This window comes from Pseudomonas sp. FFPRI_1 (assembly GCF_055384485.1).
Genome location: NZ_AP029168.1, coordinates 4,601,192 through 4,617,777 on the forward strand (window position 1 = coordinate 4,601,192; position 16,586 = coordinate 4,617,777).

General features: G+C 65.7%; 14 protein-coding genes. 5 read left to right on the forward strand and 9 right to left on the reverse strand.

Annotated features, from left to right (window positions below):
• Positions 1-34 precede the first annotated feature (34 nt).
• Positions 35-931, forward strand: coding sequence for a LysR family transcriptional regulator (locus ACZ5BO_RS20445; protein WP_025129903.1), 897 nt, complete (start codon positions 35-37; stop codon positions 929-931).
• On the opposite strand, the gene ACZ5BO_RS20450 is transcribed toward ACZ5BO_RS20445, so the two are convergent.
• The 8 genes from ACZ5BO_RS20450 to ACZ5BO_RS20485 all read right to left on the reverse strand — a co-directional run bounded on the left by ACZ5BO_RS20450 (position 922) and on the right by ACZ5BO_RS20485 (position 10,155).
• Positions 922-2,253: an MFS transporter gene (locus tag ACZ5BO_RS20450; protein ID WP_464696305.1), complete on the reverse strand. Its 1,332-nt coding sequence runs from the start codon at positions 2,251-2,253 to the stop codon at positions 922-924. The genes ACZ5BO_RS20445 and ACZ5BO_RS20450 overlap by 10 nt on opposite strands.
• Positions 2,254-3,000: 747 nt before the next feature.
• A complete protein-coding gene (locus tag ACZ5BO_RS20455) occupies positions 3,001-4,611 on the reverse strand; it encodes a gamma-glutamyltransferase family protein (protein WP_464696306.1) in 1,611 nt (536 codons plus the stop codon).
• Positions 4,612-4,634: 23 nt separating this feature from the next.
• On the reverse strand, positions 4,635-5,414 hold the full coding sequence (locus ACZ5BO_RS20460) for an amino acid ABC transporter ATP-binding protein (RefSeq protein WP_464696308.1): 780 nt from the start codon (positions 5,412-5,414) through the stop codon (positions 4,635-4,637).
• A gap of 2 nt (positions 5,415-5,416) precedes the next feature.
• Positions 5,417-6,190: an amino acid ABC transporter permease gene (locus ACZ5BO_RS20465; protein WP_464696309.1), complete on the reverse strand. Its 774-nt coding sequence runs from the start codon at positions 6,188-6,190 to the stop codon at positions 5,417-5,419.
• A 12-nt stretch (positions 6,191-6,202) separates the two neighbouring features.
• Positions 6,203-7,009 (reverse strand): ABC transporter substrate-binding protein, encoded by an 807-nt coding sequence (locus ACZ5BO_RS20470; protein ID WP_464696311.1) that lies wholly within the window; start codon positions 7,007-7,009, stop codon positions 6,203-6,205.
• A gap of 73 nt (positions 7,010-7,082) precedes the next feature.
• Positions 7,083-7,751 (reverse strand): GntR family transcriptional regulator, encoded by a 669-nt coding sequence (locus ACZ5BO_RS20475; protein ID WP_464696312.1) that lies wholly within the window; start codon positions 7,749-7,751, stop codon positions 7,083-7,085.
• A 306-nt stretch (positions 7,752-8,057) separates the two neighbouring features.
• The gene (locus tag ACZ5BO_RS20480) at positions 8,058-9,065 is read right to left on the reverse strand and encodes a zinc-dependent alcohol dehydrogenase family protein (RefSeq protein WP_025129895.1); all 1,008 of its coding nucleotides are present in this window, start codon (positions 9,063-9,065) and stop codon (positions 8,058-8,060) included.
• 130 nt (positions 9,066-9,195) lie between these two features.
• On the reverse strand, positions 9,196-10,155 hold the full coding sequence (locus ACZ5BO_RS20485) for a bifunctional helix-turn-helix transcriptional regulator/GNAT family N-acetyltransferase (RefSeq protein WP_464696313.1): 960 nt from the start codon (positions 10,153-10,155) through the stop codon (positions 9,196-9,198).
• A 180-nt stretch (positions 10,156-10,335) separates the two neighbouring features.
• Between ACZ5BO_RS20485 and ACZ5BO_RS20490 the strand changes: the two genes are divergently transcribed.
• From ACZ5BO_RS20490 to ACZ5BO_RS20505, 4 genes are all read left to right on the forward strand, one after another.
• Positions 10,336-10,845, forward strand: a complete 510-nt coding sequence (locus tag ACZ5BO_RS20490; RefSeq protein ID WP_025129893.1) for a sigma-70 family RNA polymerase sigma factor — start codon at positions 10,336-10,338, stop codon at positions 10,843-10,845.
• Positions 10,842-11,825: a DUF4880 domain-containing protein gene (locus tag ACZ5BO_RS20495; RefSeq protein WP_464696314.1), complete on the forward strand. Its 984-nt coding sequence runs from the start codon at positions 10,842-10,844 to the stop codon at positions 11,823-11,825. The genes ACZ5BO_RS20490 and ACZ5BO_RS20495 overlap by 4 nt, the downstream gene beginning before the upstream one ends.
• A 108-nt stretch (positions 11,826-11,933) precedes the next feature.
• Positions 11,934-14,354, forward strand: a complete 2,421-nt coding sequence (locus ACZ5BO_RS20500; RefSeq protein WP_464696315.1) for a TonB-dependent siderophore receptor — start codon at positions 11,934-11,936, stop codon at positions 14,352-14,354.
• 169 nt (positions 14,355-14,523) lie between these two features.
• Positions 14,524-15,465 (forward strand): alpha/beta hydrolase, encoded by a 942-nt coding sequence (locus ACZ5BO_RS20505; RefSeq protein ID WP_464696316.1) that lies wholly within the window; start codon positions 14,524-14,526, stop codon positions 15,463-15,465.
• A 549-nt stretch (positions 15,466-16,014) separates the two neighbouring features.
• Here the strand turns inward: ACZ5BO_RS20505 and ACZ5BO_RS20510 are convergent.
• Positions 16,015-16,458, reverse strand: coding sequence for an Imm30 family immunity protein (locus tag ACZ5BO_RS20510; protein ID WP_025129889.1), 444 nt, complete (start codon positions 16,456-16,458; stop codon positions 16,015-16,017).
• Positions 16,459-16,586 lie beyond the last annotated feature (128 nt).

The window sequence follows — 16,586 nt, forward strand, 5'->3', positions numbered from 1 at the left end:
CAAGAATAAAACCTGTCTATATCCGTGAGGCCCCATGAGCCACATCGACCTGAACCTGATCCGCACCTTCGTCACCCTCTACGACGCCCGCAGCGTGACCCTGGCCGCCGAGCGCCTGTTCGTCACCCAGCCCTCGGTCAGCTACGGCCTGGCACGCCTGCGCGAACTGCTGGACGACCCGCTGTTCAGCCGCACCCGCGACGGCATCCAGCCGACCCGCCTGGCCGACGAGTTGTACCTGACCTTCCGCGAATCACTGACGCGCATCGAGAACGCTGTGCACAGCACCCGCCATTTCGACCCGGCCAGCACTGAACGGCGGTTTCGCATCGCCCTTTCGGACCTCGGGGAAATGGGCTTCCTGCCGCTGATCCTGGCGCGCCTCAACCAGCAGGCCCCCGAGGCCGAAATCGAGGTCCTGCCGCTGCAGGTGGACCAGGCCAACGAATGGCTGGCCAGCGGCAAGGTCGACGCGGTGATCTGCCGCAAGACCCTCTCCGGCACCCGCAGCCAGGTGCTGATCCGCGAGCGCTATGTGTGCCTGCTCAGTGATCGTCATCCGCGCATCGAGCAACAGTTGAGCCTGGAGCAGTTTCTCGCCGAACGGCATGTCACGGTGACCCGCACCAGTGGCCACGGCAGCGTCGAGGACGTCCTCCAGCAGATGAATGTGCAACGGCGGATCAGCCTGCATGTGCCGCACTTCTCGGTCCTGCCCAAGGTCCTCCCCGGCACCGACCTGCTGGCGGTGCTGCCGGCGCAGATCGCCCGGTTGTTCACCCTCGAAGGCGGTCTCAGGCAACTCGAACTGCCGTTCCCGGTGGGCGAATTCGAGGTGTCCCTGCACTGGCATCCCAACAGCGACAGCTCCGCCGCCCTGCGCTGGTTCTGCAACACCGTGGCGCAGGCGATCATCGACGGTCAGCCTTGAGCCAAGGCCGGTTGCTGCTGCGCGGCCCTCGGTCGCAGCAGCATCAGGCCACCGGCGGCGAACACGAACACCAGGGCGAACACCCCGTACAGGTGCAACGGCTGCCAACCGCCGTCCAGCAGCACCCCGGCCACGGTCGGCGAGACGATCGCGCCGATGCGGCCGATGCCGATGCCCCACCCCACGCCCGTGGCCCGCACCGAAGCGTCGTAGACCACCGGGGACAAGGCGTACAGCCCGGCCACGCAACCGTTGGCGAACAGGCCGATCAGCAGCCCCAGGCCCAAGGCCGTGCCGATGGTCGAGCCGAAGCCGACAAACAGCACCAGCAGGCCGGCGGTGATCAGCATGAACAGCGCCAAGACCCGGGTCAGCGGCCAGCGCGAGGACAAGCCGCCGATCAGCGCCGCACCGAAGATCCCGCCGACGCTCAGCAGGACCCCGCCGGTGATGCCCTGCTGCGCCGACAGCTCGGCAGCCACCAGCAGCTTGGGGGTCCAGCTCATGACGAAGTAGAAACCGAACATCACCAGGAAGAACAACAGCCAGATCAGCAACGTGGTGTGACGCATCGCCGGACTCAACAGTTGGCCGAAGCCGCGGGGGGCATCGGGCTCGCGCAGGCTGGCCTCAGGCAAGCTGGCCAGCTCGGCGAGCCCCAGGTGCCGGGCCAGGCGGTTGATTCGAACCAACCCATTGGCCGGGCGCCGGGCCAGCAGGAAGTCCACCGACTCGGGCAACCACAGCAGCACCAGGGGAATCACCAGCAAGGTCACCACGCCGCCGAAGACAAACACCGAACGCCAGCCCCAATGGCTCAGCAGCCACACCGCCAGCAACCCGCCGAGGGTCGCCCCCAGGGCATAGCCGGTGGACTGCAGGCTTACCGCCAGACCGCGCCAGCGGCGGTTGGAATACTCGCTGGCGATCACGTTGCTGCTGGCCAGGATGCCGCCGATGCCCAACCCGGTGAAGCACCGCAGCAAAGCCAGTTGCAGGGGGCTCTGGCTGCTGGCGGAGAGCAGCATGCCAAGCCCCGACACCAGCAGGCAGAAGAGGATCAGCGGCCGACGACCAAAGCGATCGGCCCAGGGCGCGATAAACAACGAACCGGCGGCCATGCCGAACAACCCGGCGCTGAGCAGCAGGCCGATCTGCGCCCCGTTCAGCCCCCACTCCGCCGACACCGAGGCCGCAGTGAAGGCCATGACCAGCACGTCGAAGCCATCGATCATGTTCAGCACGATGCAAATCCCCACCGCCAGCCACTGGAAGGTATTCATCGCCCCCTGGTCCACCCGTTGCTGCAGGGACAGGCTCATGGGCGTTGCTCCCGGCCGCTCGCCGAGCGTCGCGCAGAATCGATAACAGCAGTGCACACAGACAGACGACACTCCGCACCCGGACGGGTGCAGGTCCTTGACAGGCCATTCATGACGAAACCCTTTTTGTAGTTTTTATCGGGGGATGATCGGGAGGGCTCCCGCCATCGCCAAGGCGCTAATCAACCAGCTAATGGATCCACAAACAAGAGAATGGAATCCTGCAAGGCCGCTCATGGCGTGGGAAATGGCGCTGAAAAAAACACTTTTCCGGGTTTATATTCGATTTATCAAAGAGTTAATAAACCCATGAATACCTGGCAATAGTGTTCGATTATCGAGCATTGATCGAGGTCAGGGATTGCCCCTGGCCGTATCTGCCTTGGCAAACGAAAGATCACGCCAATTGGATCCATTGAATGGTTCAATGCTCTCGCAGCCCGCGCGCCCGGCTGTCAAGCTTCGCCGGTTGGGCGATCGTGCCCGGGCTCTGCACGCCCTCCTTCTGAAAGCAATCACCGACCATCACCACCCGCTCCCTGGGCCTCTGTCTGCTGGCCCTGTGCATGCCGTGGCTGTTGAGCGCCTGCGGGCCCAAGGTGCGCCTGATGCACCCGGCCCCGGCGAAGCAATGACTGCTCGAACCTTGAGCAAGCGCAACGGCATTCACGCCTACGACCTCCACGGCAATGAACACAACAGCCAGCTACGCCTGCCCCCATGGCCCCGCCAGCCAGGAGCTGCGGTTCACCACACCGCGATATGGGAATCCGCCCGGGGCTCGGTGCCGCCGCACAGCACCCCGCTCAGAGGATCGCGCAGGATGATCTGGCCGCGGCCGTAGTGGATCAGGTCGCTGTCCAGCTGCACCTGATGGCCGCGCCGGGCCAGGGCGTTGGCCAGGTCCCGGGGGGCGTTGTGCTCGATGCCCACCTTCATCTCCCCCAGCCATTGCCAGCGCGGCGCATCCAGGGCCGCCTGGGGGTTGAGGCCGAAATCCACCAGGTTCATCACCATCTGCACGTGGCCCTGGGGCTGCATGTAGCCGCCCATCACGCCGAACGGCCCCAAGGGCTGGTCGCCCTGGCTGAGGAACCCGGGAATGATGGTGTGGAAGGTTTTCTTGCCCGGTGCCAGGCAGTTGGCGTGGGCCGGGTCGAGGCTGAATTCCTGGCCGCGGTTCTGCAGGGCAATGCCGCTGTCGGGCAGCACCACCCCGGAGCCGAAGCCGTGGTAGTTGCTCTGGATGAACGAGACCATGTTGCCCTCGGCATCGGCCGTGGCCAGGTACACCGTGCCGCTGGCATGGGGGTCGCCGGGCGCAGGCGGCTGTGCCTGCTCGCTGATCTGGGCGCGGCGCCGGCTGCTGTAGGCATCGCTGAGCAGGTCGGCCACCGCCACCTTCATGTGCAAAGGGTCGGTGATGTAGTGCAGGCCATCGCTGTAGGCCAGTTTCAGCGCCTCCAGCTGGCGGTGCCAGGTGTGCTGGCTGTCGCGCTGGTGGAAATCGAAGCCTTCGAGGATCTTCAGCGCCATCAGCGCCACCAGCCCCTGGCCGCTCGGCGGAATCTCCCAGACGTCATAGCCACGGTAGCTGGCCTTGATCGGCTCAACCCATTGCGCCCGATAGTCCTGCAGGTCGCTGGCCCGCAGGTAGCCACCGGTGGCCCGGGAATAGGCGTCCAGGCGCTGGGCCAGGGCGCCGCGGTAGAGGCTTTCGCAGCCTGTGGCCGCCAGCTCCTCAAGGGTCCGTGCCTGGGCCGGGTTGCGAAACACCTCGCCGGCCCGGGGGGCCCGGCCGTCGATGAGGAAGGTGTCGAACCAGGCATCGAGCACCGGTTCGCGATGGCGGGAAAACTCCTCCAGGGTCGCCTGCCATTGCCGGGCAACCACCGGTGACAGGGCAAAGCCGTCCCGGGCCAGCTCGATGGCCGGTTGCAGCAGCTCGGCAAAGGCCAGCTTGCCAAAACGCCGGGACAGCTCGGCCCAGGCCGAGGGGCAACCCGGCACCGTCACCGGGGTCCAGCCGTGCAGCGGCATCTGGCAATGCCCGGCAGCCTTCACCGCATCGATGTTCAGAGCGGCCGGGGCGTGGCCGTTGGCGCTCAGGCCGTGGAGCTGCCCCTGGCTCCAGACCAGGGCGAAGGCGTCGCCACCCAGGCCGCAGCCGGTGGGTTCGACCACGGTCAGCACCGCGGCGCAGGCGATGGCGGCATCAATGGCGTTGCCGCCGCGCCTCATGATCGCGATTCCGGCCTCGGCCGCCAGGGGCTGGGACGCGGCGACCATGCCACGCCGGGCGAACACGCTCTGGCGCTGCGAGGCATAGGGATATTCGTGGGCAGAAAAATTCAACATGGCAAAGGCTCCGGCAGGCGGGCTTACAGCACGCGGCTGAGAAAGGCTTGGGTGCGGGGGTGGCTGGGGCGGCTGAAGATCTGCTCCGGCGGCCCCTGTTCGATCAACTCACCCTGGTCGAGGACCACCACCCGATCGGCCACTTCCCGGGCAAAGCCCATCTCGTGGGTGACCACCACCATGGTCATGCCCTCCTCGGCCAGTTGCTTCATCACCTGCAGCACCTCGCCCACGGTTTCCGGATCCAGGGCACTGGTGGGTTCGTCGAAGAGCATGGCCTGGGGTTTCATCGCCAGGGCCCGGGCGATGGCCACCCGCTGCTGCTGGCCGCCGGACAGCATCGACGGGTAGTGCTCGGCCTTGTCCGCCAGGCCGACCCGGGCGAGCAAGGCCCGGGCCTGCTCCAGCGCGTCTTTGCGCGGCACGCCAAGGACCTGGATCGGCGCCTCGATGATGTTCTCCAGGGCGGTCATGTGGGGGAACAGGTTGAAGCGCTGGAACACCATGCCGATGTCCCGGCGCTGGCGGGCGATGTTGCGCTCCGAGTCGCGCACCAGGCTGCCGTCGGCGCGCTCGCGATAGCCCATGGCCCGGCCGTTGACCCGGATGCGCCCGGACTGGATCTCCTCCAGCAGGTTGAGACAGCGGATGAAGGTGGTCTTGCCCGAGCCCGAGGCACCGATCAGCACCACCACTTCACCGCGCCGCACCTGGAGGCAAATGCCCTTGAGGATCTGCAGCTCGCCAAAGGATTTGTGCAGATCCTCGGCCTCGATGATCAGCTCTTCGCTCTTGTGCGCCATGTTCAGCGTCCCCGCAGCAGTTTGAAGGTGTGGCGGCCGAACATCCGGCTGCCGGCCGCCGGCGGTGCGGGCCGGTCGGACTGGCCGAAGCGCTGTTCCAGCCAGCGCTGGAAGAAGCCCCAGAGGGTGGTCAGCAACAGGAAGTAGACCGCCACCACCAGGTACAGCTCGAACACCCGAAAGGTCGCCGAAGTCACCATCTGCGTGCTCAGCAACAGCTCCTGCACGCCGATCACGCTGACCAGGGTGGTGTTCTTGAGCATCACGTTGAACTCGTTGCCCAGGGGCGGGACTATCACCCGGAACGCCTGGGGCAGCACGATGCGCCGCATCAGCTTGGCAAAGCCCATGCCCAGGCAGCGCCCGGCCTCGTATTGGCCCTTGTCCACGGCACCGATGCCGGCGCGGATGATCTCCGCCATGTAGGCGCCTTCATTGAGGCCCAGGGCAATGATCGCCGCCTGGATGTTGCCCGGCACCACCAGCCCGAACAGTTGCACATCATCGAAACGAAAGATTCCGCCGGCCGCCAGGGCGGTGTACAGAAAGACGATCTGCACCAGCAGCGGCGTACCGCGCATCAGCCACACGTAGAAACGCACCGGCAATTGCAGCAAGGGGTTGCGGGACAGACGCAGCAGCGCCGCGGCCAGCCCCAGGACGCAGCCCAGGAGCATCGCCAGCACGCTGATCAGGCAGGTCAGCCAGAGCCCGGTGAGGTACACCCCGCTGGGTTGCAACAGGTATTTCCAGAACACATCCCAATTGAAATTCATGGTCGGAGCGCCTCAGTCGAGTGTGTCGCTGGTCACGTGCCATTGGCTCAGCAGCCGGCCGTAGCTGCCGTCGCCACGCATGTCGCTGATGATCTGCTGCACCGCCGCCGTCAGTTGCGGGTCATCCTTGCGCAGACCCAGGCCAGTGAGGATCCGGCTGAAGGCCGGCACCCCTTCCTCGAACAGCTCCGGGGCCATGGCGGCGTAGTAGCCGGCGGTTTCCACGGTGGTGCCGTAGGCGTCCACCTGATGGATGCGCAGGGCCTGGAAGGCATCGGTGTCGGTGTTGTAGACCACCAGCTTCATCGGCGCCTTGCCGGCCTGGCCCAGGCCCTGGTTATGGGCGTCCAGCAGGGTCTTGATGGTGGAGCCGTTGAGCACCGCGACCTTGTGTCCGGACAGGTCATCCAGGTTCTTGATGCCCTTGGGATTGCCCTTGGGCACCACCACCGACTGGCTGGAGTACATGTAGTTGACGATGTCGATCACTTCCCGGCGTTCGGGCTTGTCGAACAGCTGGTCGACGATCATGTCGCACTGCCTGGCCAGCAGCGCCGGCAGCAGTCCGGAAAACGGGATCACCCGCCACTGCACCTGCTTGTTCCCCAGGCGCCGGGCGATCTCCAGGCCCAAGTCGACCGTCAGGCCCTTGGGTTTCTGGGCCTCGTCAAAGGACACCAGGGGCGGCGAATCCATGCCCGAGCAATAGGTGAGTTTGTCGACCTTCAGCAGGCGCTCCGGCACCTGGGGCGCGGCAGCCGCCCACTGTGCACAGAGCCCAAGGGATACAGCCACCAGCAAGGCACGGTGTTTATGCATGACCAGACACTCCACTTCGTTGATTAACGGGGCAGGACTCAAAGTCAACACACAGGCGGGCTCAAGCCCGCTTCTATTGTTCGGTTTGCAGAAACTGGATCAGCGCCGGCACCGTGCCCTCGATGTGCTCGCGCACCACCGCTTCGGCACGTTCGGCGTCGCCGGCGCGGATCGCGTCGAGGATCACCGCGTGTTCCTCGCGGGCGCTGAGGGGTTTGTCGCCGTGTTGCAGCCACAGGCGCATGGGCGCTTCCACCAGGGAGTACAGGGCCGAGATCTGTTTCATCAGCCGCGGCCGGCCGCTGAGGCTGCACAGGTATTCATGGAAGGCCCGGTGGCGGCTGACCCACTCGGCGCTCTCGTCGCGGTAGTCGTCCATCTCGTCCAGCAAGCGCTCCAGGGCCGCCAGTTGGCGCTCGCCGATACGGCCCACGGCCACCCGTACCGCCAGGCCCTCGAGGGCGCTGCGCATCTCGAACACTTCGTGCAGTTCGTCGATGTCCAGGCCGCTGACCACCGCCCCGCGATTGGGCCGCAGGGTCACCAGGCCCTGGGCATCGAGGCGGCGAAAGGCTTCGCGCACCGGCATGCGGCTCATGCCGATCTCACTGGCGATGTCCTCGGCGATCAGCCGCTCGCCCTTGCGGTAACGGCCGCTGCAGATGGCTTCCAGCAGAAAGTTGTAGGCCTCCTCCTCGGCGGTCAGGGGCTGACGTTCAACGTAGGCGGGAGCGAATTGCATAGGAAAGGCACCTTTTGTTTTTTTGTATCCAATTATCCATGAATGCAAAAAAGCAGGATGCGTGCCAGCTCTCCGCGGGCTGTTTCAAGCCGCTGATTTGGCGAAGGAAAATCCCAAGGGCAGGAAGAAATGGCCGATCAAGGCCCGGAACAACGCGCCCTCCGTGCTACCGAATGAGTCACGGCGCGCCCTCGGAGAGCGAAAAAGTAGCGCGGTAACAGCCCGGGTTGAACCGAGCCGCCCCCTTGCAGGGCGGCCCGGAGGCGCAAGCCAGGAATGCCTGGCCGCAGAGGGCCGTGCAGCCCTTTAGAAGCTCAGGCAGATCTTGCCCAGGTGCGCCCCGCTGGCTTCATGGGCGAAGGCCTTGGCGATCTCGCTCAAGGGGAAGGTGCTGTCGATGATCGGCTTGATGGCGGTGGCCTCCAGCGCCCGGATCATCTCCTTCTGTTGCTGGCGGCTGCCGACGATCAGGCCCTGCAGGCGTTGCTGCTTGGCCATCAGCGCGGCGGTGGGCACCGGCCCGGCCCAACCGGTGAGCACACCGATCAGGGCGATATGCCCGCCGATCCGGCAGGCGTTGATGGATTGCGCCAAGGTGCCCGGGCCACCGACTTCCACCACATGGTCGACCCCGCGTCCGCCGGTGAGCTTGAGCACTTCATTGCCCCACTCCGGCTGCTGGCGGTAGTTGATGGTGTGGTCGGCGCCCAGGGAACGGACTCGCGCCAGCTTGGCGTCCGAGGACGACGTGGCGATCACCGTGGCGCCCATGGCCTTGGCGATCTGCAGGGCGAAGATCGACACCCCGCCGGTCCCCAGCACCAGCACCGTGTCGCCGGCCTTGAGCCCGCCGTCCACCACCAGCGCCCGCCAGGCGGTGAGCCCGGCGGTGGTCAGGGTTGCCGCCTCGACATGGCTGTAGCCCTGGGGCGCATGGGTGAACCAGTGGCTGGGCTGGATCACCACTTCCCGGGCGTAACCGTCGACGCCATCGCCAGGGGTGGTGCTGAAATCGGCAATCGCCGGGCCGCCGTCGTGCCAGTGGGGAAAGAAGCAGGACACCACTGCATCGCCGACCTTGAACTCGCTGACGCCTTCACCGACCGCTTCCACCACCCCGGCGCCATCGGCCATGGGAATGCGCCCGTCGGCGGTGGGCAGCGCGCCCGTTACCACAGCGTAGTCGTGGAAGTTCAACGAGCAGGCATGCAGTCGCACGCGGATCTGCCCGTTGCCAGGCTGGCCCGGATCGGGCAGCTCCACGCACTTCAGGTTGTCCAGAGATGCCGGCAGGCTGAGCTTGATGGCTTGCATGGGATGCTCCTCCACAAATCGATAGTCTTCCAGGGGCCTCACCCTAACACCGATGGCGGCGATCTGTAGCCACGGCCCCTGGCTGCAAACGCCCAGCAGAGGCGCCAACCCACCCATCGCCAGCCTCGAATCAACGCCCTGCCACCCCGGCTCGCACATAACACTGCTCGATCACCGTCGCGCCCCACTGCTCGCCCACCTGTTCCTGCACCCGCACAAACCCCTGTTCCTCATACAACGCGCGCGCCGCATCCAGGCCCTTGAAGGTCCACAGGCGGGTGGCGACAAAGCCCCACTGGTCGCAGAAGCCCAGGGCCTCGGCCAACAGCCGCCGGCCCAGCCCCTGGCCGCGGGCAGCCGCATCGAGAATGAAGCAGCGCAGAATCGCCTCACCGCCTGCGCCTTCCCCATCAATGGCGATGGAACCAACGATGCGTTCACCCTGCAGTGCCACCCAGACCTGGTTGCGCGGGTTGTCCAGGCGCCCCATCAGCTCGGCTATGTCCGCCGCCACGCGGCTTTCGAATGGCTGGCCGAAACCGGCACGGGTGGCGTAGTAGCTGGCGTGCATTTCGGCAATTCGGCCAATCACCCCCGGCCGATAACCGCAAGCGATGGACCCGCACTCGGGCTGCTCGGGGATCTGGCCCAGGCGCACCGCACGCAGTGCCCGGGCATAGTCGGCGATCCCCGCAGAGGCGTTGCACTGCTGCGCCGGGCTCAAGTGCCCGAGCGCCGCAGCCACCTGGGACTGGGCGAAACGGTCGATGCCCTGCAGGGTCTGGCGTCCCCGGGCAGTGAGTTGCAACTGCTTCGAGCGGGCGTCCTGCTCATGGGCCAGCTCGCTGAGTTCGCCGGCCTCCACCAGTTTGCGCACCAGGCGGCTGACACTGGATTTCTCCAGGCCGAGCAAGGTCACCAGGTCACTTGCGGTCAAGGCATTGCCCTGGCCGATCTCCAGCAGCGCATGCACCGCCGAGGGCGGGTAGTCAGTGGCGGCCAGGGTGGCCTGCATGAAGCCCAGCTCACGGACCATCTCCCGGGACGCCTGGCGCAACCGAGGGATGAGGGAAGCGGATTGGCTCGACATGGGAGAAACCTCGCAGTGGATTAATTAGTTGTACCTTACAACTAATTAACCGACAACCCGGATTTTCTTCCCGCGGTGGCAACAAGCCCCATCAGCCGTGATAAAAATTCAAGCACTCACTAATGAGAAGCATTACCATAAACGCCCATTCCGCCCGCCTCGACCTCGGAACCCCTATCGATGGTGCCCAACCCTTCGCTACAGCACGCCGTGGGCGAGCTCTACGCCCAGCATCACAACTGGGTGGTGCAACTGTTGCGACGCAAGCTCGGCAACCAGGACCAGGCCATGGACCTGGCACAGGACACCTTTGTGCGCCTTCTGCGCAGCGAGCAACTGCCCGTGCTGCGCGAACCCCGGGCCTACCTCAACACCGTGGCCAGCCGCCTGTGCGGGCAGTATTTCCGGCGCCAGGCCCTGGAGCGCGCGTACCTGGAATCCTTGGCGCAGCTGGAGCCGCAGCACCAGCCCTCGCCGGAAACCCGGCTGCTAGTGCTCGAAGCCCTGGACGCCGTGGGCCAGGTGCTGGACGGCCTGGGCCCCCGGGTACGCGAAGTATTTCTGCTGTCCCAGCTCGAAGGCCTGACTTACCCGCAGATTGCCGAGCGCCTGCTGCTCTCGATCAACGTGGTGCAAAAAGCCATGCTCAAGGCCTACCGCCATTGTTATGCAGCGGTGTACCCGCAATGAACGCCTTCCAGCCCGTGGACGATCAGGGCGCGGTGGAACAGCGGGTGCTGGACCAGGCCCTGGAATGGCTGGTGCTGTTGCAGTCGGGCCTCTGCCGCCCCGAGCAGCAGGCCGCCTGCCTGGCCTGGCGCCAGGCCGACCCGCAGCATGAACGAGCCTGGCAGCGCCTGGCCGGCATCGGCCAGGGCCTGCGTGACAGCACCCGCAGCCTGCCCGCCCCCCACGCCCGGCAACTGCTGCAGGCCCGCAGCCACCCCGGACGGCGTACCCTGCTCAAGGGCATGGTCGGCCTGGGCCTGGTGGCCGCCAGCAGTTGGGGCGTGCGTGAACGGCTCCTGTTGCCGCAGCTGTTCAGCGACTACCACACCGCCACGGGCGAGCGTCGCCAGTTGCAACTGGCCACGGGCGCCAACCTGCAACTGGACACCCGCACCAGCCTCGACCAGCAGCACAGCTCCCAGGGCCTGCAACTGCGGCTCAACAGCGGCCGCCTGCTGCTGACCCTGGGCAACGCCGCGCCCTTGCCCATCGCCACCGCCGATGGGCGCATCCACCTGGCCCCAGGCTCGCAACTGATCCTCAGCGTCGGCTTGCCGGGCATCAACGGCACCCGGGTGCAACTGCTGGCCGGCAACAGTTCGCTCAGTACCGCCCATGCTCCCCTGCGCGACCTGGGCCCGGGCCAGCAAGTGGATATCGTTCACCAACGGATCGGCGCCCTGGCCCCCGTGCCCGCCTCGGCCAGCGCCTGGACCCAAGGCCTGCTGATTGCCGACCGCAAGCCCTTGGGCGAAGTGCTCGCCGAGCTCGACCGCTATCGCCCAGGCCTGCTGCGCTGCGCCGCCGAGGTCGCCGGGTGGCAGGTTTCCGGCTCGTTTTCCCTGGATCAACCGGAGGCCAGCCTCGACCTGCTGGCCAAGGCCTTGCCGATTCGTATCCGGCGGGTGATGGGGTACTGGGTCTCTGTGGAAGCCGCCTGAATCTTTTTTTCAAACCGGCGGCAGTTTTTTCAATCTCGTGCATCAAGACCAGGGAAGAAGCTGGAAAACAGCTCAGCGCCAACCCTTCTCAACCCACGGATTTTCCTTATGCACATTCGCCTTACGCCCCTTGCCGCGGCCTTGCGCCCGGTCATCATCGGCCTGTCCATCGCCAGCGCCAGCCTGCCGCTGCTGGCCGCCGAACCCGGCGCCGCAGCCACTGACAGCCAGCCGCACGACTACACCATCGCCCCAGGCAACCTGGACCAGGTGCTGGGGGCCTTCGGCCAGCAATCCGGGGCCATGGTCGTGGTCGACGCCAGCCTCAGCGCCGGCAAGCGCAGCACTGGCCTGAACGGCCGCTTTGCCGTTGGCGAAGGCCTGCGCCGCCTGCTGGCGCCCCTGGGCCTGCAAGCGGTGGCCGAAGGCGCGGGGTATCGGGTGGTCCAGGCCAGCGGCGGCGAACGGGTCGAGTTGGGGGCAACCACGGTCACCACCAACCAGCTGGGCACCGTCACCGAAGGCAGCGGCTCCTACACTCCGGGCACCATCGCCACCGCCACCCGGCTGGTGCTGACACCGCGGGAAACCCCGCAGTCGATCTCGGTGGTAACCCGCCAGGCCATGGACGATTTCGGCCTCAATTCCATCGACGAGGTGATGCGCCATACTCCCGGCATCACCGTGGCCACCTACGACAGCGACCGCACCAGCTACTTCTCCCGCGGCTTTGCGATTCAGAACTTCCAGTACGACGGGATTCCGATCCTCCAGGACGCGCAGTACTCCTCGGGCCATACCCTCACCGACACGGTGATCTATGACCGGGTGGAAATCCTCAAGGGCGCCACCGGCCTGCTCACCGGTGCCGGCGGCCCCGGCGGCACCATCAACATGGTGCGCAAGAAACCCACCGCCGAATTCGCCGGGCATATCGACCTCGGCGCCGGCTCCTGGGACAACTACCGCTCGCAGGTCGATGTCAGTGGGCCGCTCACCGACAGCGGCAATGTCCGCGGGCGGATGGTCGCCGCCTATCAGGACAAGAAATCCTTCCTTGACCACTACCAGCGCCAGACCAGCGTCTATTACGGCATCCTCGAGTTCGACCTGTCGCCGGACACCCTGCTGACCGTCGGCGCCGACTATCAGGACAACGACCCCAAGGGCTCCAGCTGGTCGGGTAGCAGTTCGCTGTACGACTCCAAGGGCAACGCCATCAGCACCTCGCGCTCCTATAACAACGGCGCCAACTGGAGCCGCTGGTCGCAATACACCCGCACGGTGTTCAGCACCCTGGAGCACAGCTTCGCCAACGGCTGGGTGGCCAAGGCCCAGTACAACCACCAGATCAATGGCTACAACGCGCCCCTGGGTTCGCTGATGTCGCCGAATGCCGAGACCGGCATCGCCTCGCTGCTGACCCGCAAGTACACCGGCGAAACCGTCAGCGACAGCGGCGACCTCTACGCCACGGGCCCCTTCGACCTGCTGGGGCGCGAGCATCAGCTGGTGGTCGGGGCATCGATCTCCAACTCGCACTGGAAAGGCCGGGACTTCACCAGCGCCACCAATCACAACAACTTCTACGACTACTTCAATTGGGACGGGCACAGCCCCAAGCCCGATTGGGGCAGCATGACCAAGAAGAACGACGAGACCACCCGCCAGAGCGCCGGCTACATGACTGCGCGCTTCAGCCTCAACGACGACCTTTCGTTGCTGCTGGGCAGCCGGGTCAACAACTACGAGGTCAGCGGCACCAGCCAGACCAAGGACACCGGCAAAATCATTCCCTACGCCGGGGTGGTCTACGACCTCAACCAGAACTTCTCCGTCTATGCCAGCTACACCGAGATCTACCTGCCCCAGGACGACTACCGCGACCGCAACGACAAGGTGCTCAAGCCCGACGAAGGCACCAACTACGAGGTGGGCCTCAAGGGCGAGTTCTTCGACGGCCGCCTGAATTCCAGCCTGGCCTATTTCGAAGTGCATGAAGAAAACCGCCCGGTGGATGACCTGGCCTACAACGCCAACCCCACCACCCCCGGCCTGGACTATGCGTCCAAGGGCATCAAGTCCAAGGCCAAGGGGTATGAAGCGGAAATCTCCGGCGAGCTCGCTCCCGGCTGGCAGTTGCAGGCCGGCTACACCCACAAGATCATTCGCGACCAGAGCGGGGCCAAGGTCTCCACCTGGGAACCGGAAGACCAGGTCAACCTCTACACCAGCTACAAGCTGACCGGCAGCCTCGACAAGCTGACCCTGGGCAGCGGCGTGCGCTGGCAGGGCACTGGCTGGAAGATCCTCAGCAACTACGGCAAGGGCACCGAGGAAAAATTCGCCCAGGACCCGTACTGGCTGGTGGACCTGATGGCCCGCTACCAGATCACCGAGAACGTCTCGGCCACCCTCAACGTCAACAACCTGTTCGACAAGAAGTACTTCACCAACATCGGCTTCTACAACTCGTCGTACTACGGTGACCCGCGGAACGTCATGCTCAGCACCCGCTGGAGCTTCTAAAGCCTCACCCGCGTCGTGGCCCACTCCGTTAGCGGGTGGCCACGGCGCTTGCCGCCCTCCCCTGTAGCATTTGCTAACCCTTGCCGCCGACCGTTGCGCCGAAATTCCTGCAGCCGTCGCGGCACATCTGTTAAAACGCGCTTTCGACTGTTGTGTGGTGAAACCTTCCATGTCCCCAACCCTGCTCCCGCGCCTGCGCCGTCGCTGGTTTTCCCTGCTGTGCATGGCCGCGCTGGTGGTCGGCCTGCCGGTGAGCTGCGCGGTGCTCGAACACCAGGAACGCCAACTGGTGTTTCGCATCGAGCCCGGCACCGCCGGCTGGTACCGCGGCCTGCCGAGCACGGTGCAGGAGTTCGAACTCAAGCCGAAAAGCTTCAAGGCCGGGCAGAACATCCACGCCTGGTGGTGGCCGGCGCAACGCGCCGATGCCCCGGCGATCCTCTACCTGCACGGAGTGCGCTGGAACCTTACCGGCCAGCTGTTTCGCATCGAGCAACTGCACGCCCTGGGTTACTCGGTACTGGCCATCGACTACCGCGGCTTTGGCCAGAGCCACGGCGACCTGCCCTCGGAAAGCAGCGTATACGCAGACGCGCGCATCGCCTGGGAACGGTTCAAGGAACTGCAACCCGACGCCAGCAAGCGCCTGATCTACGGCCACTCCCTGGGCGGCGCGGTGGCCATCGACCTGGCGGCCGAACTGGGTCGCCAGGCCGCCAGCGAGCACACACCGATTGCCGCCCGCGGGCTGATCGTCGAATCCACCTTCACCACCCTGGCCGATGCCGCTGCGGCGGTGACCAAGACCTCCCTGCCGGTGCGCTGGCTGATGTCGCAGAAGTTCGACTCCATCGACAAGATCGGCGAGATCGGCATGCCGCTGCTGGTGGTCCATGGCCTGAAGGACGACTACGTACCGGCGCGCCTGAGCAAGGAGTTGTTCAAGGTGGCGCAAGAGCCGAAGAAACTGCTGCTGGTGCCCGGCGGCACCCATAACAACAGCATGAGCCTGGCGGGCAAGGGTTACGGCCAGGCCATCAACGCCCTGCTGCGGGCCAAGCCCGGCCATACCCTCGCCGGCCCGCCACCCAGCGCCATCCCCACCAGCTGAAGCGGACCTGTGTAGGCGCTGGCTTGCCAGCGAAGCGGCCCGCAAGAACACCGCACTCCCTCGCCATGAAGCGCACCCACCGGCCGCTGCGCGATTCGCCGGCAAAGACGACGCCGCTATCGCGCCAGCCGTAGGAGCTGGCTTGCCAGCGAAGAGGCCCGCAAGAGCACCGCATTCCTTCGCCTTGAACCGCACTCACTGGCCGCTGCGCGGTTCGCCGGCAAGGACGACGCCGCTATCGCGCCAGCCGTAGGAGCTGGCTTGCCAGCGAAGAGGCCCGCAAGAACACCCCATTCCCTCGCCATGAACCGCACCCACCGGCCGGCCGGCAAAGACGACGCCGCTATCGCGCCAGCCGTAGGAGCTGGCTTGCCAGCGAAGGGGCCCGCAAGAACACCGCATTCCTTCGCCATGAACCGCACTCACCGGCCGCTGCGCGGTTCGCCGGCAAGCCGGCTCCTACAGGGTGCACATTTGCTCAGCCGTAGGAGCTGGCTTGCCAGCGAAGGGGCCCGCAAGAGCACCGCATTCCCTCGCCATGAACCGCACTCACCGGCCGCTGCGCGGTTCGCCGGCAAGCCGGCTCCTACAAATCGAATCGGCCAATTCCAGGGCCGCCGCCTTGACCGCTGGCACCGCTTCGCGCAAGGCACGGACCATCTCCAGGCGCGCGGGCTCGCTGTTGAGCACCCGGGTGAAAAGGATCTGCGCCCACCTCGGGCTGTTTTCCTGCAAGCCGGGCAGCGCCGCCAGCAACGCCGGCACATACACCGGAAGATCGAAATGCTCAGCGGCGTGAATCAGCGAAAACATCACCTCGTCATATTCCGCCTCATCGTCGAGCAACGACAACAGCGGGCCAATGCTGGCCGGGTCGGCCAACCGGGCCACCTCGGCGATGCAGGCGTCGATGCGCCGCAGAGGATTCTCACCAGGATCGTTGAAGGCGTTTTCGAGCCTTAGCAGGGTGTTGATCAACACGTCGGATTTCATCGCTGCTCGCCAGAGTGGTCGAATCAAGGGAGGCGCAAAGATACGACCACACCGGCGTTTTTTCCAATGCCAGGGGCCGCGCCCGAAACCGCCCCCTGTAGCCGTTGCCGCAGGCTGCGCAAGGCACC